This window comes from Paenibacillus sp. S150, assembly GCF_019352175.1.
Lineage (GTDB): Bacteria > Bacillota > Bacilli > Paenibacillales > Paenibacillaceae > Paenibacillus_AQ.
On sequence record NZ_JACBYI010000034.1, the window covers coordinates 14,672 to 35,001 of the forward strand.

The window sequence follows — 20,330 nt, forward strand, 5'->3', positions numbered from 1 at the left end:
GTGAAGCAATTGCACAAGCGCAGTACTTACACATTGGCCGTAAAATTACTGATAACAGCCGTATTCCTCCTGATCGGAATTCTGATGCTGCTGCCGTTTATCTGGATGCTCTCGGCATCCTTCAAGAATACCTCGGAGTTGTTCCGGTATCCGATTGAATGGATTCGGGCCAAGCCGAATACCGGAAATTATGAGAAGGTCTGGAGCAGCGCCGTTTCCTTCGGCGTGTATTACAAGAACTCGATCAAGATTACTTTTTTCCAGGTGCTGGGCTCGCTGATTACCAGCTCCATGGCCGGTTATGCCTTTGCGAAGCTGCGGTTCCGCGGCAAGGAGACGATCTTTCTCCTGTATTTGGCGACCATGATCATTCCCGCCCAGGTTTTCTTTGTGCCGCGGTTTATTTTGTTCGACAGCCTGGGCATGGTCAATACGCATCTGGCGATTATCCTGCCGGGAATGTTCACCGTGCTGGGCACCTTTATCATGCGGCAATTCTTCGGCACGCTGCCCGGTGAGCTGATGGAAGCGGCCAAGGTGGACGGTGTCGGCCACTGGAGAATGTTCTGGCAGATCTGTCTTCCGCTGACGAAGCCGGCGCTGGTCACCCTGCTGATTCTGACGTTCACCTGGCACTGGAATGAATATGAGAATCCGCTTATTCTGCTGCGGGACCGCGATTTGTTCACCATACCGCTCGGACTGACTACGTTTACGGATGAGAACGGTACGGATTATCCTTTGATTATGGCGGCTTCCGTGTCGGCGCTGGCGCCGCTTGTGCTCGTGGTTACCATTTTCCAGCGCTGGTTCGTCGAGGGCATTGCCAGCACGGGGCTAAAAGGTTGAGGCCTGTACTACAGAGAGGAGAGCGACAGGAAGATGATTAGGAAAACGGAACTGTATGAGTTTGCGGTTATCGGCGGAGGGATGGCCGGCTTCTGCGCAGCCATTGCGGCGGCCCGGCACGGGGCGCGCACCTGCCTGATCCAGGACAGACCGGTATTCGGGGGCAACAGCTCCTCGGAGATCCGGGTGACGCTGCACGGGGCGGCGGCCTTTCACACCTACGCCAAGGAAACAGGCATCATATCCGAGCTGTTTATCGAAGAGCGGGCGCGCAATCATGAAGAGATTACCGAGAATGGCTGGACGAACAGCGTCTGGGATATGACGATGTACGATATGGCCCAAAGCACCCCGAATTTGTCCTTTTATTTGAATACCTCCGTCTATGAGGTGGTAATGAAGGACGACACAACCATTCAAGCCCTTATGGCGCGCGTAGCGGGTGCGGAGACGGAAATAGAGATAACGGCCAAGCTGTTCATTGATTGCACCGGAGACGGCGTAATCGCCGATCTTGCCGGCTGTGAGTGGAGAATGGGCACTGAGGGCCGGGAAGAGTTCAACGAGCCTCATGCGCCCGAGCGGGCAAGCGGGGACACGATGGGCAACTCCATCCATTTCAAGGCCAAGGATATGGGGCGGCCGGTGCCCTTTGCGGCCCCGGATTGGGCGACCCGCTATGAGGATGCGGCTTATTTCTATGACCAGGGGCGCGCACCTTACGATATCCGCAGCGGATACTGGTGGATCGAGATAGGCGTACCCTGGCATACTATCGCGGATGCCGAGGACATCCGGCATGAGCTGACCAAGCATACGCTGGGCATCTGGGACTGGATCAAGAACCGTGATCCCAGGACGAAGGAGCTTGCGGCGAACTATGCGCTGGACTGGATCGGACAGGTGCCGGGCAAGCGGGAGAGCCGCCGCATTATGGGCGAATATTTCATGACCGAGCATGACCCGGTGAACCGCACGGTATTCGATGACGAGATTGCCTACGGCGGCTGGTTCCTTGACCTGCATACCCCGGGCGGGCTGCTGGCCGCAACCAGTGAGCATGCCAGCTCCGAAGGCTACAGCGAGACCACTGAATATGCGGTCAAAAGCTACTGCGGCCCTTACGGCATCCCCTTCCGCATCATGCTTGCCCGGGATGTGGATAATCTGATGATGGCGGGGCGCAATGTCAGCGTGACGCATGCCGCGCTGGGTACGGTACGGGTCATGGCTACCGGTGCGCTGATGGGCCAGGCGGCGGGGACGGCGGCGGCCATTGCCTTGAGGAAGGGCATCGGCATCAAGGAGGTTACCACTGGCGCCATGCAGGAACTGCAGCAGACGCTGCTGCGCGACGGCTGTTTCCTGCCGAATGCGGAGAACCGCGATGCGGATGATCTGGCCCGGCAGGCGGAGGTCTCTGTCAGCAGTGAAATATCGGTCTACGGCACAGGGCCGGAGAGCAGGGATTACCTGCCGAAGCTGAGGGAATGGAGTGAAAGCGGGGAGAGGAGTGAACAGGAGGATCTGCTGGTCAGAAGACGCGGCCAATGGATAGCCGTGTCATCCCCGCAGATCGACAGCCTTGCCGTCTGCCTGAGCAATATTACGGATCAGCCGCAGGAGGTGGAGGCGCTGCTGCTCCAGGCGGACCATATCTGGGACTACCGCTCGGAACCGGAGGGCGGGCGGCTGGATTCCTGTACGCTGGCGGTTCCCCCGGGAGGACGGCGATGGATCGAATGGATCCGCCCGGCCGGAGGCGGGAAGAGACTGAAGCCGGGCAGTTATGTCCGGCTGGACCTGGCGGCCAATCCCCATGTCATCTGGCATGCGGCAGGCACGATTATCCCCGGGCATATCAGCGCCTCCGAGATGGGAGGCGGTAAAATGCGGCGCTACGGGAAGGGGCTGACGATGAGCTACCGCATCGCTCCGCCGCAACAGGCGTTCGGCGGAGCGAATATTCTGAGCGGCGTCAACAGGCCTTACCGGTATACCAACCTCTGGCGATCCGATCCTGCGCAGCCCTTGCCGCAGTGGATTCAACTGTCCTGGGAAACGGAACAAAAGATAAGCACCGTGGAGATTACCTTTGCCGGACATTTGTTCCGTGAATACCATGCCTATGGTCCCTTCTACCGTGATCCGCAGTGCGTGAAGGATTACCGCATCCAGTCATGGACAGGCGGAGAATGGAGGGATGTCATTCATGCCGCAGATAATTACCAGCGGCATGTGCGCCATACTCTTCCAGGCCCGATCCGCACCGGGAAGCTGCGGATCATGATAGAAGCGACGAATGGCGACCCTTCCGCGGCCGTGTATGAAGTGCGCTGCTACGAATAGAAGGCAGCGGCAGAAATATAAGACCGCCCTGCCGCTGCGCGGCATCACGGAGGCATGAAATAACGAGCCGTTATTCCGGAGCGGAATTTGATACGCTTTGCCGCTAAAATTTACGGCGTAAGCCTTGCGGACCCTGTCCGCAAAGCTTACGCCGTTTAACTATATCTGCTGCATTCGGGCAGCGCGTGATATGGCAGAACATCCGCTATGCCAGTTTTTTCGTAAAGAGAATTTCAAGCGGCTGGACATCAAGGACTAAGCAGCCCGCATCTTTGTAACCCAGTCTTCTGTAGAAATGCTGGGCATCTTCGTCTGCCTGTGTTGAGGTCATTACCAGCTCGAAGCCCTGCTGCTTCATTTCCTGTTCCCAGTAATCGACGATTTCCTTACCCATCCCCTGCTTCCGGTACGGTTCATCAATCCAAAGCATATTCATAAAGGGAGTGTTGTCCCAAAAGTAACCGTAACGCAGCCAGCCGATGATTTCTTCGCTGCCGTTCCGGAGCAGATAGATTTCTTTTCCCTTAATCTTGGCGGAAATCAATTTTTGCCGGAGGTGAGGGTCCCTGTTTATGATCCAATTGAGGTCAGAGTCGGCTGCATGTGTAATTTTCACTGTAATTCAACCTTTCCCAATGAAATGCAGTTCAAAGCCATCCTATCTTACGCAAGCAATGCTGCCAGTGTTCATCTCCACTCAGCCATTGCATAACCAAAATTGCTGCTATTTCCTCCATGTGCTGTAAATACCGAATGTACATCTTTTAATTTTGCAAGTTTCCTGATGGATTCTTCTTGTTTCTCTGCATCCATGCAGTAAAGCGGGCTGTTAGGATATGCTTTGCCATCAATTAATTTAAAAGCGTCGCCGGCAAACAAAATGGCATCGTCAATCAGTTAAGACATTGAACCGGGAGTATGTCCGGGCGTTTCGATCGCTCTGACTCTAAGACAAGATCGATTCTTGCTGCTCTGTTTCTGCCTTCAGGAATGTAGAGGAGTTTCGTTCTACGAATCTTGTATCTACCATATATTTTGTCTTCGGATGTTCCCCGCCTTCGAGGGTTTCAGTTAGCAGATCAACGGCAAGCATAGCCATAGTTTCTTTCTCTACATGTACGGTAGTCAGCTCGGGGGTGACGATCATTGATTCACTGATATTATCGAACCCGATAATGGAGCAGTCCTGGGGTACGCGAATGCCGAGTTCTGCCATCGTCTTCATTGCGCTGATCGCGATATAATCACATTCGCAGAACCAGGCTGTCGGCAGCTGGCTGCCGCTCCCCAAATAGGCGTTCAGCTGATTTTTGAGCGGTTCCTGAGAGCCGAGTATGGTAGGAGCCACAGAGAGCCGGGAGGCTTCGGGTATATCAATTCCCCGTTCGTTCAGCGCCATAAGAAATCCCCGTTCACGTTCCTCAAAGTTATGAATCCGTACGGTGGAGGCGATATACCCGATCGATGTATGACCGTTATCGCATAGATAGGAACCTGCACGATAAGCCCCCAGTACGTTGTTAATCTGGATAAATTGAATCGGCAGTACTTCATAGCAGGTATCAAGCACCACCACATTCGGTAACTTAAGTCCAATCTCCGCAATTTGCTCCCGGTTCAGATTGGTTCCTAGCACAATAACACCGTCGCTGCGCTGATCGTCCACAAGCTCTTGTATGCCCTTCTCAAAATATTCCACATCTACAGTTGAAAAGATGAGCGTATAGCCCTTTTGGCGGCAGCGTTCACCGATGTAATGAATCAGCTCCTTGAAAAAGGGCTGCTGGTAATAATCCTCAAGAATAATCCCCGAGTTTGTAAAGGCAAGAAACAGCAAAGATTTGTCATTGCGGGCAGGTGCGGAGGAGGCTCTATTTTTAGGCTTATATCCCACTTCACGGGCGACCTCGAGAATACGTTCCCGCGTTTCGGACCCGATTCCCGGTTTGCCGCTGAAGGCTAGAGAGACAGCAGCTTTTGATACATTGGCCAATCTTGCGATATCTTCCATTTTCATTATTGTATTCTCCGATCCCATCAAATTAGGTTAACAGATAACTGAAGTTTATATCATGTTAATGCAATTCGCAAGAAGGCGAGAAATTTAGTTAAGTTAATTTAGGTTATTTATTTAGTTTATTTTAGTTAAATAAACTAAAAATATCGTTGACAACGCTTTATACAGGGTGATACTATGATGCTGAAGATAATAATCTGCTGGACAAATCAATAAAACCTTATATTAGTTTAGTCAATTTAATTTTTAGTTTATTGAATTTTTTTATGAGGAGCAATAATTATGAAAAAGCTGAAGCTGGGATATGCCCCAACACGCCGGTTTACGTTTAGTGCCGAGGATGCTTTTAAGTACAAGGTGGAGATTCGCAAGCAGATTGAGAGCTTTGGCATGGACATTGATATTGTGGATTTGGAAGGGCTGAATGAAGAGGGCCTGCTTTATGATGACCATATTAATGCGGATTTGATTGCCAAACGATTCAAAGAGGAGGAAGTTGATGCGGTTTTTTTCCCGCACTGCAATTTTGGCACAGAAGATACGGTAGCGCGGGTAGCCAAGCAACTCGGCAAGCCAACTCTGCTATGGGGGCCCCGTGACGAAGCGCCGTTGGCTGACGGGATGCGCCTGCGTGATACTCAATGCGGCATTTTTGCTACAGGGAAGGTTCTGCGCAGATTTAATGTGCCCTTCACTTATGTAACGAACAGCTGGGTGACGGACCCGGTGTTTGAACGGGGTTTCACTAACTTTGTTGCAGCGGCAAATGTAGTCCGTCAGTTCAAGAGCCTGCGCATTCTGCAAATTGGCCCGCGTCCCGCCTCGTTCTGGACGATGATGTGCAATGAAGGCGAGCTTCTGGAGCGGTTTGGGATTGAGATTCATCCGATCACTTTGGTCGATATCCAGCTCAGAACCAAGAAGATTGCCTCCAGCAGCAGCGCCGAGCTGTTGGACACGATCGATTACATTAAAGAGCGGCTGGATTACAGCGAAGTAACAGAAGACGATGTGAAGCGGATTGCGGCGCTGAAGGTTGCGATGAAGTCTTTTGCCCGTGAGACTGGCAGCAGTGCCATTGCCATTCAGTGCTGGTCTTCACTGCAGGATGCGTTGTCGATTATGCCTTGCCTGGCGAATGCCATCCTGACCGATGAGCAGATCCCGGTAACCTGTGAGACAGATATTCATGGTGCGATTACTTCCATTATGGTGCAGGCGGCGGCCATGAATGAGCATCCGACCTTCTTTGCGGACATTACGGTGCGGCATCCCGAGAATGACAACGGTGAGCTGCTGTTTCATTGCGGAAACTTCCCGGTGTCGCTCTCTGTGGAACAGAAGCCGAAGCTGCGCAAGCACTTTCTCTTCGATGATCACGCACCGGGAACCCATGAAGGGGAGATCAAGGGCGGCGGCATGACGATTGCCCGCTTTGACGGCGACCACGGCGAATATTCGATGTTTCTGGGGCGGGCGCGCGGCATCGAAGGACCATACTCCCGTGGCTCCTACGTATGGGTAGAAGTCAATGATTGGCCGCTTTGGGAAGAAAAGCTGGTTAAAGGCCCTTATGTCCACCACTCCGTAGGCATTCACGCGAATGTTATTCCGGCCATTTACGAGGCCTGCAATTATATTCCCGGTCTGGCTCCAGACCCGGTGGATCCGACCGAACAGGAGATTCAGCGCTGGCTGAGAGGCTCAGATCTTGTGCGGAAGCAGCCTTCGAATATTTTGGTATAGCGCAGTTTGGGCTGGAAAGATCTTATAACATCTATACAAGGAGGATATTATGGAAACCCGGCAATTGAAGATCAAGGCCGCACAAATCCGCATGGATTTGCTGAGCATTATTCATCGGGCCAAAACAGGTCACACAGGCGGCTCTCTGAGCAATACGGATATTCTCACCGCACTTTATTATGAGATTATGAATATTGATCCTGCCCGTCCGAAATGGGAGAACCGTGACCGCTTCATCGCAAGCAAAGGGCATTCGGTGGAATCGCTATGGTGCATTCTTGCGGACAAGGGCTTTTTCCCGAAAGAAGAACTGGAAACCTACAGCCAGTTTGGCACCAGACTGATCGGCCATCCCAATAATAAGGTGCCCGGCATTGAGATGAACACCGGAGCGCTGGGCCATGGTCTCCCGATCTCCGTGGGAATGGCACTGGCAGCCAAACGTGACGGACTTCCTTACAGAGTCTTCTGCCTAATGGGCGACGGCGAACAGGCGGAAGGCTCTAACTGGGAGGCCGCAATGGCCGGTGCGCACTACAAGCTGGATAATTTGATCGGCATCATTGACCGCAACCGGCTGCAGATCAGCGGATCAACGGAAGAAGTGATGGGACTTGAGCCGCTGGAAGACAAGTGGGCCTCATTCGGCTGGAATGTCGTTCCTGTTAACGGCAACAGCATGGAGGAACTGGTACAGGTATTCCATGCCGCACCCGGGGCTGCAGGCAAGCCAACTCTTGTGATGGCCAATACCATTAAAGGCAAAGGTGTTTCGTTTGCGGAAAATGTACCGGCCTGGCATCACCATGTACCAAGCGACGAGCAGCTTGCTGCTGCCCATGCCGAACTCAGATCCGTAATCGAAGAATTGCAGCAGGAAGGACAGGTGTCCCAGTCATGAACAAGATTCCGAACCGTCAGGTAATTTGCGACACACTTCTTGAGCAAGCCAAGGATGACCGGGATATTATGGTGCTGGCCAGTGACTCGCGCGGCTCTGCCGCAATGGCTCCCTTTGCGAACGCCTATCCGGACCAATTCGTTGAGGTGGGAATCGCCGAGCAGAACATCGTCGGCATGTCTGCCGGGCTTGCCCATAGCGGTAAGAAGCCGTTCGTCACTTCGCCAGCCTGCTTCCTCAGCATGCGCAGCATCGAACAAATCAAGGTCGACGTCGCTTATTCCAGAACGAATGTGAAGTTGATCGGCATCAGCGGCGGTGTCAGCTATGGTGCGCTTGGCATGTCACACCATTCGGTGCAGGATATCGCTGTAGCCCGTGCCATTCCCGGGCTGGCGGTTGTGCTGCCCGCCGATCGCCATGAAACGAAGAAAATGACGGAAGCACTGGTGAAGCATGAAGGCGGAGTATATGTGCGTATTGGCCGCAATGCGGTAGAGGATGTCTATGAATCCGCAGATTATGTGTTTGAAATCGGCAAAGCTGTGACGATGATCCCCGGAACGGATATAACCATTATCGCTGCGGGAGAAACCGTGCGGATCGCCATGGACGCGGCAGAGTTGCTGGCTGCAGAGGATGTGTCCTGCCGGGTGGTAAATATGCATACGATTAAACCGCTGGATGAAGAAGCGATTATTGCCGCCGCGAGAGAGACAGGAAGAATTATTACCGTCGAAGAGCACAGTATCTATGGCGGACTTGGAGCAGCAGTTGCAGAAGTGGTAGTGCAGAACCATCCGGTTCCGATGAAAGTGATCGGCATCCCCGATGAACCAGCGATTGCCGGCACAACCACACAGGTCTTCCGGCACTATGGTATAACAAGCGATAATCTCAAGCAGGTTGCGCTTGAAATGATCGAGAAGTAGAGGGCGGATGTGATGGAGCAGACGAAGAAATACATTCTGGTTATCGACCAGAGCACCTCTGGTACCAAGGCATTGCTTGTCGACCATGAGGGCGTTGTGATCTCGCGCGCCTCCAGGGAGCATAAGCAGTATTATCCGCAGCCCGGCTGGGTTGAACATGACCCGCTGGAGATCTACGAGAATGTGACGCTCACGGCACGGCTTGTGCTTAAACAGGCTGACATCACTTCGTCGGAGATTGCCGTGCTAACCCTGACGAACCAGCGGGAAACAGCGCTGGTCTGGGACCGGACCACCGGCTTGCCTCTATATGATGCTGTGGTCTGGCAGTGCCAGCGGACAGCGGAATCCTGTAAACGACTGAAGGCAGCCGGGTACGAGGGTATGGTCCGTGCCAAAACAGGCTTAATGATCGATCCCTATTTCTCGGCAGCGAAGTTCAGATGGATTCTGGATCATGCCGCTGGAGCAGATGAGCTGCTCACAGAAGGCAGGCTGCTGGCGGGAACCATCGACAGCTGGCTCATCTGGAAGCTGAGCGGCGGGTTAAACCATGTCACCGATTACAGCAACGCCAGCCGCACCTCTCTCTTTAACATCCGGTCGCTGGAATGGGATGAAGAGCTTAGCAGATTATTCGGAGTTCCGCTCTCACTGTTGCCAGAGGTTAAGGCCTCTGACGAGGTTTTCGGTTATACAGAGGCTGGCGGGCTGTTCAGCGAGAGTCTGCCGATCTCAGGCGTGATCGGTGATTCACAGGGCGCGCTCTACGGCCATCTATGCTTTGAGCCCGGCATGGCCAAAGCAACATACGGTACGGGCACTTCAGTGATGATGAATGTCGGGGAACATCCGGTTGATGGTGGCGATGGACTGGTCACCGCCATTGCCTGGGGCGCCGGAGGAACCGTGACCTATGCGCTTGAAGCAGTCATTCGTACCACAGGTGACAGTATTAAATGGGCTCGGGACAATCTGGGCCTGTTCTCTACTTTTGAGGAAATGCAGGAGCTGGTGGCGGATACTGAGAGCAATGAGGGAGTGTATCTGGTGCCTGCGTTTGTCGGATTAGGCGCACCATACTGGGACCCGTATGCTAGAGCTGCCATACTGGGTATGAACCGGGGTACCCGCAAAGGGCATGTGATCCGGGCTGCGCTGGAGAGCATCGCTTATCAGGTGCGCGATGCAGTGGAGTTTATGCAGCGACAGTCGGGAATTACACTGCGGGGCCTCCGCACCGACGGCGGCGGTTCCGCCAACGGCTGGCTGATGCATTTTCAGGCAGACATTCTCGGCAGTCCCGTTGTCCGCTCAACCTGTGCCGAGCTGTCGGCTATGGGCTCGGTCTATCTTGGAGGGCTCGGCACCGGCTTCTGGTCCGATCCTGCAGAACTCGCCGCCAAATTTAAGATGTACGAATCCTACGAGCCGCAAATGGATAACGATATCAGAGACCACAATTATACCGGCTGGCAGAGGGCGGTTCATTCCATCCTACAACCGGCTGATTCATCCCCAGCGTTAAATCCTCAGCTTACACCATGAGGCTTCATCCCATCATTTACCCGGCCGTGCCCGGGAGAAACTGGAGGCAGCGGAGTTACCGCTGCTCCTCCAGACATTCTGTACAATCAGAGGTGAATGTGATTGCAAATTGAGATGAAGAACATTCATAAGTCATTCGGCAGCAACCGGGTCTTGTCCGGAGTGAACTTCGAGCTTCGCGGAGGCGAGGTTCATGCGTTGATGGGCGAGAACGGCGCCGGTAAATCCACGCTGATGAACATTCTGACCGGTATACACAGTAAAGACGAAGGCAGCATTACGGTGGATGGACGGGAGGTACACTATGGAAGTCCTAAGGAAGCGGAGCGGGATGGCATCGCTTTTATCCATCAGGAGCTGAATGTCTGGCCGGAGATGACGGTGCTGGATAATTTGTTCATAGGCAGGGAGCATACCTCCAGATTCGGCCTGCTTCACGCTAAAAAAATGCGTGGGCTGGCAGAGGAACAGATGTCCCGGCTAGCATTCTCGATTCCTCTCGACCAGACGGTCGGAAGCTGTTCTGTCGGACAGCAGCAGATGATTGAAATCACTAAGGCAATGATGACACAGGCCAAGGTTATTATTATGGACGAACCGACAGCAGCGTTGACCGAACGGGAAATCCGCAATTTGTTCAGTTTGATAACTTCACTGAAGCAGCAGGGTGTCTCAATTGTGTATATTTCGCACCGGATGGAAGAAATATTTGAAATCTGCGACCGGATTACGATTATGCGGGACGGCAGCACTGTGGATACGAGGCTGATTCCGGAGACTCATTTTGATGAAGTTGTACGTAAGATGGTCGGACGTGAGTTGACGGACCGCTTCCCTCAGCGAAGCTCCAAATCGGGCGGTATAGCGTTCGAGGTTGTATGCGCTTCCAGAAAAGGGGTGTTCAAGGATGTCAGCTTCTCCGTACATTCGGGTGAAATCCTCGGCATCTCCGGACTAATGGGTTCAGGACGGACAGAAATGATGCGGAGTCTGTTTGGACTTGACCCTCTGGATTCCGGGGAGATACGCCTGGGCGGCAAGCGGGTAACGATCAGGAACCCTTTCGAGGCGGTAAAACTCGGCATAGGCTTTATTACGGAAGACCGCAAGGATGAAGGGCTTGTGCTCGATTTTTCCGTGAAGGACAATATGGTGCTGCCCAGCCTGTTCAGCTTCAGCAAGCGGGGGCTTATGGATGAAGCAAGCGAGCAATCTTTTGCCGGTCAACTGATCTCGCGCCTGTCGATCAAGACGGAATCTTCCGCTACTCCGGTGCGGAATTTGTCCGGAGGCAATCAGCAGAAGGTTGTAATCGCCAAGTGGATGGGCATCGGACCCAAATTGCTGATTCTGGATGAACCGACCCGCGGAGTCGACGTTGGCGCCAAACGGGAGATTTATCAATTGATGAATGAGCTGACGGATCGTGGAGTGGCGGTTATTATGGTATCCTCCGAGCTTCCCGAGGTTCTGGGAATGAGCGACCGGGTGGTAGTGGTCCACGAAGGGAGCATAGCCGGGGAGCTTAGCGCAGAGGAAGCAACTCAAGAAAAAATAATGACATTCGCTACAGGGGGGCTGTAAGATGCAAGTATCCACGGGTGAGGCCAGACCGCTGATCAGCCGGAAAAGCATAAATGCCATCGGTCAGAAGTTAGGGCCATTTCTAGGGCTGATTATCCTTATTGTAGTCGTATCCGTTTTGAATACGTCATTTTTGGAACCGCTTAACATTCTGAATCTGCTGCGTCAGGTCGCCATTAACGCCTTGATTGCCTTTGGCATGACCTTCGTCATCCTTACGGGCGGAATTGATTTGTCCGTAGGCTCGACACTTGCGCTGTCCAGTGCGATTCTTGGCAGTCTGCTGACATCTGGAGTAAATCCGCTGCTTGCCATCCTTTGCGGCTGTCTGCTTGGGGCGGTGCTTGGTGCAGTCAATGGACTGATGATTACTAGAGGCAAAATGGCTCCGTTTATTGCTACCTTGGCCACGATGACGGTATTCCGCGGTTTAACGATGGTCTTTACCGGTGGAAATCCGATCACCGGACTTGGCGACAGCAGGCTGTTCCAGCTGTTCGGCAGAGGATACTTACTCGGCATTCCCATTCCGGCTGTGACCATGGCTATTACGTTCGGCCTGTTGTGGGTCATTTTGCACAAAACCGCCTTTGGCCGTAAAACCTATGCCATCGGCGGAAATGAAAAGGCCTCGATTGTATCGGGGATCAAGGTAGACCGGATCAAAATCATGGTATACTCCCTGGCAGGCCTGCTGGCCGCACTATCCGGAGCCATACTGACATCCCGGCTTGATTCTGCCCAGCCGACCGCAGGAACCTCTTATGAGCTGGATGCGATTGCCGCAGTTGTGCTTGGAGGTACGAGTCTCTCCGGCGGGCGGGGGCGGATTATCGGCACCCTGATCGGCGCGCTGATTATCGGTACGTTGAATAACGGCCTCAATCTGCTCGGTGTATCTTCCTTCTACCAAATGGTTGTCAAAGGGATTGTCATTATCATTGCGGTGCTGATGGACCGTAAAAAAGTGGCTTAGGGGGTTAAGCATGAAACAATATACAAGAACAATCCGTCTGTTCCTGCTCGGACTTTCTCTCGTACTGCTGGCTGGCTGTTCGATGGACCCGCCGGCATGGGCCAAAGCGAACACCAGGCAGAATCTGCAGGATGTCAAACTCGGTCTGTCCATGTCCACGCTCAACAACCCTTTTTTTGTATATTTGAAGGATATGGTCGTGGAGGAAGCTGGGCGGCAAGGATTTGAAGTCATCGTGGTTGATGCCCAGAATGACTCGGCGAAGCAGAATAATGACGTGGAGGATCTGATGCAGAAGGGGGTAGATGCACTGCTGATTAATCCGGCGGATTCTTCGGCGATTTCTGCAGCTGTCCAGACTGCCAACTCTATCGGTATTCCCGTTATTACGATTGACCGTTCTGCAGACAAAGGAACGGCAGCTTCACTGATTGCCTCAGACAATGTGGCCGGCGGCGCAATGGCGGCGCAGTATATTGTGGACACTCTGGGTGAAGGTGCGGTGGTCGCCGAACTGGAGGGCATTCCCGGCACGTCCGCAGCGCGTGACCGCGGCGCCGGCTTTCACTCCATTGCCGATAATAAGCTGAAGGTGGCAGTTAAGCAGGCTGCAGATTTTGACCGCACCAAGGGGCTTAACGTAATGGAAAATGTGCTGCAGGGCAACCCGGATATTCAGGCCGTCTTCGCGCAGAATGACGAAATGGCGCTTGGCGCCATAGAAGCAGTGGCCAGCTCAGGCAAGGATATCTTAGTTATCGGCTTCGACGGAAGCGAGGATGCGTTCACAGCTATTAAGGCCGGTAAATTGTCGGCGACGATTGCCCAGCAGTTTGATCTGATTGGCCAGAAGGCGGTGCAGACGGCTGCTGAAGTGCTGCAAGGCAAAACAGTGGAAAGCTATATTCCTGTGGAAATCAAGCTTGTTACGAAGGACAATGCAGAGTAGAATTGCTCGATTTTTTGAACAGCGGCAAGAGAAATACAGACAATAGGAGGCAAAATTTATGGCTTTTAATGAGAACAGTAAAATTGGCGAGCTATGGGCTAATGCTGAGGCTCGAAGTATTTTACTGAAAAATATTCCAAGATTAGCAGAGGCTCCGCATCTTCTATTCTTATCGAAGCTGATGACACTGCCCGGTTATGTGTTGTTCAACCAGCGTTCACTTGCCTGGCCTGAGGGCAAGCTGCAGAGTATCTTGGCTGAGCTTTCAATGATTCCTCAACAAGAGGCAGCTCAGGCAGAGAAGGTTACACCCTTAAAGCCTGTAAGTGATTGTGTGGAGTATGGAAGTGTAGTTCTGACTGCGCCAGCGGTTGTTGAAAAGTGGGGCGTGTTTGAAATTGAACTGCAAACAATCAGCAGCGGAAATCCGTACGTAGATGTGGCATTAAGCGCCGAATTTGTACAGGGTGACCGCAGGATCACCCCTCTTGGTTTTTATGATGGAGATGGAGTATATCGTATTCGTTTCATGCCTCCTGAAGTTGGAATCTGGACATTTCAAACCCATAGCTCCAGCCATTCGCTGAACGGGATAGAAGGTCAAGTGGAATGTACACCCCCGCCCCCAAATAACCATGGTCCGGTGAGGGTAAAGAATACGTTTCATTTTGCATACGAGGATGGAACACCTTATATTCCTGTGGGAACGACAAGCTATGCCTGGATACATCAAGGGAACGAGCTTGAAGAGCAGACACTTCAATCATTATCAGCTTCTCCCTTCAATAAGCTTAGAATGTGTGTGTTCCCCAAGTCGTATCTGTACAACACCAATGAGCCTCCATATTATCCATTCGAAGGCTCGCTGGAGCAGGGCTGGGATTATGCACGATTTAATCCTGAGTTCTTTAGACATCTGGAACAGCGGATACTCGATCTCGGAGAACTGGGCATAGAAGTCGATCTGATTCTTTTTCACTCTTATGACAGATGGGGATTTGCGGAGATGAGCCAATCGGAAGATGATCGTTATTTACGGTACATCGTTGCGAGACTGGCAGCATATCGTCACGTATGGTGGTCGCTTGCCAATGAATATGATTTCATGTGGGCCAAAAATCCGGACGATTGGGAACGGTTTGCCGGAATTGTCACAGAGAATGATCCTTATCACCATTTAATTTCCATTCACAACGGCGTGTCTTTTTACGATTTCAACAAACCATGGATTACGCATTGCAGCATCCAACGGATAGATGTTTATAAGACATCGGAAGCAACCAATCAATGGCGGGAACAGTGGCAGAAACCGGTTGTTATTGATGAATGCGCTTACGAAGGCGACATCGATCAAGGGTGGGGCAATATTACCGGAGAAGAGATGGTTCGGCGGTTTTGGGAAGGCGCGATAAGGGGAGGTTACGTCGGCCATGGTGAGACTTACCTAAACCCGGAAGAGATTTTGTGGTGGGCCAAAGGAGGAAACCTGCACGGAAGCAGTCCGGCAAGAATTGCTTTTTTGCGCAGCATTATGGAAGCAGGACCTGCTGAGGGGCTTAATCCGCTCAATTCCGAGTGGGACCTTCCTTGTGCCGGAGTAGAAGAGGAATATTATTTATTTTATTTTGGATTCAACCAGCCGAAATTCCGCATCTTTAACTTGAAGCCGGGGATCTCCTACAAAGTCGAATTGCTCGATACGTGGAATATGACTATTCAAGAACTGGATGAAAGGTATGAAGGCAGCTTCAGGATTGATCTTCCTGCAAAACCATATATGGCGGTACGTATGACAAAATAGAAAATAAGATATTCTGCGGAACGTGACATAGGTTTAAAAAGGCGGCTGTCGTCAATTTAGGACAGCTGCCTTTTTACTATATCCAAGATTGATCAGTTCATGAAAGAAGCTGCCTGTGATAAGCTGAATTATCAATAAGCAGTCTGAAAGGAGCAATATCATGCGGCGGAGAAAAGTCACTTTTAATCAAAAGCTCTTTATAACCTTTCTGCTTATCAGCTGTCTGCCGGTGCAGCTGCTGGGAACCATTGCTTACAAAAAATCCGCTGACACTCTTAAATCTCAGACAGAACAGGATTTGCAAGTCATTGCCGGCCAATTAAACACTTCTATTGAGAAACAAATCAGCGATTTTGATCGTTTCAGCATCCTGCCATACTACATGCCTGAAGCCTTTAAAATTCTTAGCCAGCCCTATGTTCCCGAGGAACAGTGGAGTTCGGCCGAACTGAATGCACAGAAGCAGCTGATCCGCCTCATGAGTGCGTACCCCTCCATTAATACATCTATAAAGGGAATGGTTCTCTATGGGGAGAACGGAAGCATCAGCGGATACCGGACGGACGACTCTTCTTCCATTAACAGAGCTTACAATGCTTCCGGTGAAGCCTGGTACAAGGAAGCCCAATTAAGAAAGGGCGGTTTTGTCGTTTCTGGAGTGCATGAGATCAGACAGTTTGAAGGAGAGTCGTTTGCTGCCGTAACAGGTGCAAGAATGCTGCTTGATGATCGGATGCGGCCGATTGCAATCATTGCTTTGCATATTTCTCCCGATTTTATTGATGAAATTATCCGGTCTTCGCAGCTGGGAGATACTGTGGTCACCGTCATAGACAAGGATGGCCAACTGATATACACATCCAGTCAACAGGTTGCAGGCCAGTTGCTTAAGGAGAAATCAATGCATGAGCGGATGGGGATTTGGATAACCGGTGGTGAAGGTAAAGAGGGCAAGATTACCTATAGGGGTGTTGTTAAAGAAAGCAAATACCTCGGGTGGAGCATTTATTTGGGCAAAAATCAAAATGATCTTTTGCGCGATAGCTGGATGATCCGTCGATACACATTAATTATTGCCGTAACACTAATGGTTGCGGCAGCTGTTGTCTCCTGGCTGCTGGCCAGGAACCTGTCCCGCCCGATATTGCGGCTGATTCGCTCTATGAGGAATGTGGAGCAGGGGAAATTTGAGGTGCTGGAACTGACAGGCCGTCAAGATGAAATTGGACAGCTCCATCTAAGCTATTCAAGAATGGTTAAACGCCTCGAGCGCTTGGTTCAGTCCATTGCAGAGAAAGAACATCAGAAGCGCAAGGCAGAATTGTATGCGCTTCACTTAAGGATTCAGCCACATTTTCTCTACAATACTCTGAATTCTATCCGGATGATTGCGATTATGCAGCAATCTCAACAGATAGCAAAGCTGATTCATTCACTCAATCGTCTCCTGCAATCGTACCTGAAGCTGGATGATGATCCCATGCCCTTGTCTCAGGAAATTGCGCTGCTCAAGAATTACGGGCAGCTAATGGATCTTCGTTACACCAACACCTTTCTGATCGCATGGGATGTTCCGGAGGAACTCCTGCCTTCAGAAATCCCCCCTATGCTGCTGCAGCCGGTGCTGGAGAACGCTATCTTTCATGGCTCCAAAGGCTTGAGCCGCACGTTGAGGATTCAAGTTAAGGCCTGCCTGGTCAGAGAGAATTCGGACTTGCAAATTGAAGTTTGTGACGATGGAATTGGAATATCTGAAGATCAAATTTCGCGGTTGCTCGATGACCGGAGGCTTACGGGAACTTCCAGCATTGGACTCAACAACGTGAATGACAGAGTCCGTCTCCGTTTTGGAGAGGACTACGGCCTAACAGCTAAACGCCTGGAACAGGGGACGGCCATAACAATAACCTTACCTTATAAAGAGATGCATGATGAAAGGAGCTGAAAATAAGCATGTGGAATCTGCTGGTGGTGGAAGACGAATCCATTGTAAGAATGGGCCTGCGTTATATGGTGGATTGGGAGAACTGCGGAGTATGCTGGAAGGCTGAAGCGTCCAACGGAGAGGAAGCGCTGCAAATACTGGAGATGGAAGAAATTCATATCATCATGATCGACATTCGTATGCCCGGAATGGACGGACTTGAGTTGGTTCGGCACATTCGCAAGAGAGAATATCCGGATATACAAATTATTTTTTTAAGCAGCTATGACAATTTTCATTATGTAAAAGAAGCGATTCGTCTGGGGGTTGTTGATTATTTGCACAAGCCTACTATGGACGAAGAAGAGGTTTTGACTACATTGCGCAAGACGGTTGTACTTCTGGAGAAAAGTGCAGTCAAACCGAACATTCACTGGACCGAGAAAGAACGGAATGAATGGCTGGTCTCATTGCTTGATGTATACACATATCCATATGAGCGGATAGAGAAAGAATTGCTGAAGGATGATTTTGCCAAAGGATTATGGCTTTCCGCTTTTCGCATGCGCGATGATGCGGTCGACCAGATTTTGGACAACGGAGAGGCAGGACATATGAAATTCATATCTATCCGCTACTTAGTTGATGAGTATGTGGCCAAGGATTGGGGGGGAGTGGTGTTCCATCGCAACCATCGTGAGATTATTTGGTTAGCACCTGCCTCTTCCAAAGATAGAGAAGATGATGCGACTGACAGGGAACACTATTTGGATAGACTCCGCAACAAAATTTTTGAACTGCTTAATGTTTCACTGATTTTTTCCAGCAGTTCCGTTTACACAAAGCTACAGGATGTTCCTCAGGCTTATCTGGAGGCTGAGCTTAAATTCCCTGTTAATCAACAGAGCGACAGCTTGTACGTTCGGATGGCCAAAGAATTTGTGGACCAGCATCTGTTGGAGGAGGTCTCATTGCTTAAAGCAGCGGAGTCTATTCCGATCAGTTCTGGTTATCTGAGCCGGATTTTTCTTAAAGAAGTCGGCGAAAGCTTCAGTGATTACGTTATTCGCAACAAAATCAGTTACTCCCAGAAGCTGCTGCGGGAAACCAACAAAAAGGTGTATGAGATTTCAGAAATGCTCAGTTATACCAATCCGCATTATTTCGGCAAGCTTTTTAAGGAACGTGTGGGTATGACTCCGCTGGAATACCGCAACCGCTAGAGCATAAAAACATACGAAATAACGCTAAATAATATAGTCGTATGGATATCTGGAATTCGCCCTCTACAAAGCAGCATGATAGTGTAGGAAATATCATGACAGTCTCGTTTTCCCTAAAGCTGGAGCGCGGTAAACTTAACTCAAGCAAAACAAACAGCGATTATTGCTCAAAAATAAACAGGGGGAATGAACGTATGCGAAACAAACGTCTTACATTATTGCTAGCGGTTACAATGGTTCTGGTTTTTGTGCTATCCGCATGTGGCTCTGAAGAAGGCGACGGTAAGGCGGCATCAGCTGCGGACACCGGAGAAACCACCATCTCGCTCTGGATACTGAATGACCAAGCGGCATATCTGACACCGATTATCGAATCCTTTCAACAGGACAATCCGGCAATACATGTCGAGGCTACTTTTTATGGAACCGATCCTCTAAAAGAATCCCTTAAAGTGGCCGCTTCCTCCAAGACATTGCCAACGATGTGGTTTACCTGGGGGGGATCTCTGGGCTCCTTCTACCCTGAAAACGGATTGACCCTGGACCTGACAGCAACGGCAGCAAGTCACAATTGGGCAGATATTTATAATTCCGCTGCTCTGGATATGGTGAAATATGATGATAAAATCTCCGGTGTTCCGTTCCATGTGGCGTCGCTTGGTATTTTCTATCCCAAAGAGCTTTATGCAAAATTGAATTTGAACCCTCCGACTTCATTTGCCGAGTTCGAGCAACAGATGGAGAAGGTTAAGGAAAGTGGCATTACCCCGTTTGCAGTTGGCGGAAAAGGCGGCTGGGACGTTATGCGTTGGACTGAACAGCTAATAGAGCATTTCGCCGGCCCCGAGCTTCACGACAGGCTAAATGCGCTGGAAGCCTCTTGGGCAGATCCTGCCGTTGAGAAATCATTCGAGAAGCTGAAGGAATGGGCTGACAAGGACTATTTTGAAAAGGGATTTATTACACTTGATCCCCTGGAAGCAGTGACACCTTTATATCAGCAGGAGCGCGCTTATGCATTGACGGGTTCATGGATCGATTTGAATTTTTCCGCTGCGGGCAGTGCTCCCGAAACTTTTGGAGTCTTTAAATTCCCGAATGATCAGCCAAAAGTGCGGATGTCCAGCTTCACTGAAATGTTCCAAATTAACGGCAGTGCGGATGCGAAAGAACAGGAAGCAGCGGTGAAGCTCGGGGAATATATCACCAGTCCTGATATTGTCAACCAATACATTGACGAATATGGTTCCCCTGCCCTGAAAGAATTCACTTCCTCGAAACAGTCTCCACATACCTCTGAAATGGCCGAGATGCTCGGTGACGGCAGCTTTCTGATCTCGGATCAAGCGTTGCCGCAAGCTGTTGTGCAAAAGCTGTTTGAGGCTCAAGATGCTGTTGTTCTCGGGGAATGGACTCCTGCGCAGGCTGCACAGGAAATTCAGAAAGCGGTTGAAACCTACAAGAGCGGAAATTAAAACAAGAGCAATCCGGCTAGAGAAGAGCGGCCTTCATGGCCGCTCTTCTCTAGTTC

16 protein-coding genes are annotated in these 20,330 nt (G+C 51.0%); 13 read left to right on the plus strand and 3 right to left on the minus strand.

The window, feature by feature from the left end; genetic code table 11:
- A complete protein-coding gene (locus tag HYD27_RS23725; RefSeq protein ID WP_309242121.1) occupies positions 1-849 on the plus strand; it encodes a carbohydrate ABC transporter permease in 849 nt (282 codons plus the stop codon).
- A 33-nt stretch (positions 850-882) separates the two neighbouring features.
- On the plus strand, positions 883-3,198 hold the full coding sequence (locus HYD27_RS23730; protein ID WP_219219236.1) for an FAD-dependent oxidoreductase: 2,316 nt from the start codon (positions 883-885) through the stop codon (positions 3,196-3,198).
- Positions 3,199-3,403: 205 nt separating this feature from the next.
- Here the strand turns inward: HYD27_RS23730 and HYD27_RS23735 are convergent, their stop codons facing one another.
- The 3 genes from HYD27_RS23735 to HYD27_RS23745 all read right to left on the minus strand — a co-directional run bounded on the left by HYD27_RS23735 (position 3,404) and on the right by HYD27_RS23745 (position 5,215).
- Positions 3,404-3,814 carry a GNAT family N-acetyltransferase gene (locus HYD27_RS23735; protein ID WP_219219238.1) on the minus strand — a complete coding sequence of 137 codons (411 nt, stop codon included), beginning with the start codon at positions 3,812-3,814 and terminating at the stop codon, positions 3,404-3,406.
- 71 nt (positions 3,815-3,885) lie between these two features.
- Entirely contained in the window at positions 3,886-4,077 is a 192-nt protein-coding gene (locus HYD27_RS23740) for an MBL fold metallo-hydrolase (protein ID WP_219219240.1), read from the minus strand.
- A 67-nt stretch (positions 4,078-4,144) separates the two neighbouring features.
- A complete protein-coding gene (locus HYD27_RS23745; RefSeq protein ID WP_219219242.1) occupies positions 4,145-5,215 on the minus strand; it encodes a LacI family DNA-binding transcriptional regulator in 1,071 nt (356 codons plus the stop codon).
- 282 nt (positions 5,216-5,497) lie between these two features.
- On the opposite strand from HYD27_RS23745, the gene HYD27_RS23750 reads away from it, so the two are divergent.
- From HYD27_RS23750 to HYD27_RS23800, 11 genes are all read left to right on the plus strand, one after another.
- Positions 5,498-6,961: an L-fucose/L-arabinose isomerase family protein gene (locus HYD27_RS23750; protein ID WP_219219244.1), complete on the plus strand. Its 1,464-nt coding sequence runs from the start codon at positions 5,498-5,500 to the stop codon at positions 6,959-6,961.
- A gap of 49 nt (positions 6,962-7,010) precedes the next feature.
- Positions 7,011-7,862 carry a transketolase gene (locus tag HYD27_RS23755; RefSeq protein WP_219219247.1) on the plus strand — a complete coding sequence of 284 codons (852 nt, stop codon included), beginning with the start codon at positions 7,011-7,013 and terminating at the stop codon, positions 7,860-7,862.
- Complete coding sequence (locus tag HYD27_RS23760) at positions 7,859-8,794, plus strand: transketolase family protein (protein WP_219219249.1); 936 nt, start codon at positions 7,859-7,861, stop codon at positions 8,792-8,794. The genes HYD27_RS23755 and HYD27_RS23760 overlap by 4 nt, the downstream gene beginning before the upstream one ends.
- 12 nt (positions 8,795-8,806) lie before the next feature.
- Positions 8,807-10,342, plus strand: a complete 1,536-nt coding sequence (gene glpK / locus HYD27_RS23765) for a glycerol kinase GlpK (RefSeq protein WP_219219250.1) — start codon at positions 8,807-8,809, stop codon at positions 10,340-10,342.
- 102 nt (positions 10,343-10,444) lie between these two features.
- The gene (locus HYD27_RS23770) at positions 10,445-11,926 is read left to right on the plus strand and encodes a sugar ABC transporter ATP-binding protein (protein ID WP_219219253.1); all 1,482 of its coding nucleotides are present in this window, start codon (positions 10,445-10,447) and stop codon (positions 11,924-11,926) included.
- A gap of 1 nt (position 11,927) precedes the next feature.
- Positions 11,928-12,902 (plus strand): ABC transporter permease subunit, encoded by a 975-nt coding sequence (locus tag HYD27_RS23775; protein ID WP_219219255.1) that lies wholly within the window; start codon positions 11,928-11,930, stop codon positions 12,900-12,902.
- Positions 12,903-12,912: 10 nt separating this feature from the next.
- The gene (gene rbsB / locus HYD27_RS23780; protein ID WP_219219256.1) at positions 12,913-13,851 is read left to right on the plus strand and encodes a ribose ABC transporter substrate-binding protein RbsB; all 939 of its coding nucleotides are present in this window, start codon (positions 12,913-12,915) and stop codon (positions 13,849-13,851) included.
- A gap of 58 nt (positions 13,852-13,909) precedes the next feature.
- Positions 13,910-15,652, plus strand: a complete 1,743-nt coding sequence (locus HYD27_RS23785) for a DUF5605 domain-containing protein (protein ID WP_219219258.1) — start codon at positions 13,910-13,912, stop codon at positions 15,650-15,652.
- A 160-nt stretch (positions 15,653-15,812) separates the two neighbouring features.
- Positions 15,813-17,597, plus strand: coding sequence for a cache domain-containing sensor histidine kinase (locus tag HYD27_RS23790; RefSeq protein ID WP_219219260.1), 1,785 nt, complete (start codon positions 15,813-15,815; stop codon positions 17,595-17,597).
- A gap of 8 nt (positions 17,598-17,605) precedes the next feature.
- Positions 17,606-18,799: a response regulator gene (locus tag HYD27_RS23795; RefSeq protein ID WP_219219262.1), complete on the plus strand. Its 1,194-nt coding sequence runs from the start codon at positions 17,606-17,608 to the stop codon at positions 18,797-18,799.
- Positions 18,800-18,894: 95 nt separating this feature from the next.
- The gene (locus HYD27_RS23800) at positions 18,895-20,274 is read left to right on the plus strand and encodes an ABC transporter substrate-binding protein (protein WP_228745280.1); all 1,380 of its coding nucleotides are present in this window, start codon (positions 18,895-18,897) and stop codon (positions 20,272-20,274) included.
- Positions 20,275-20,330 lie beyond the last annotated feature (56 nt).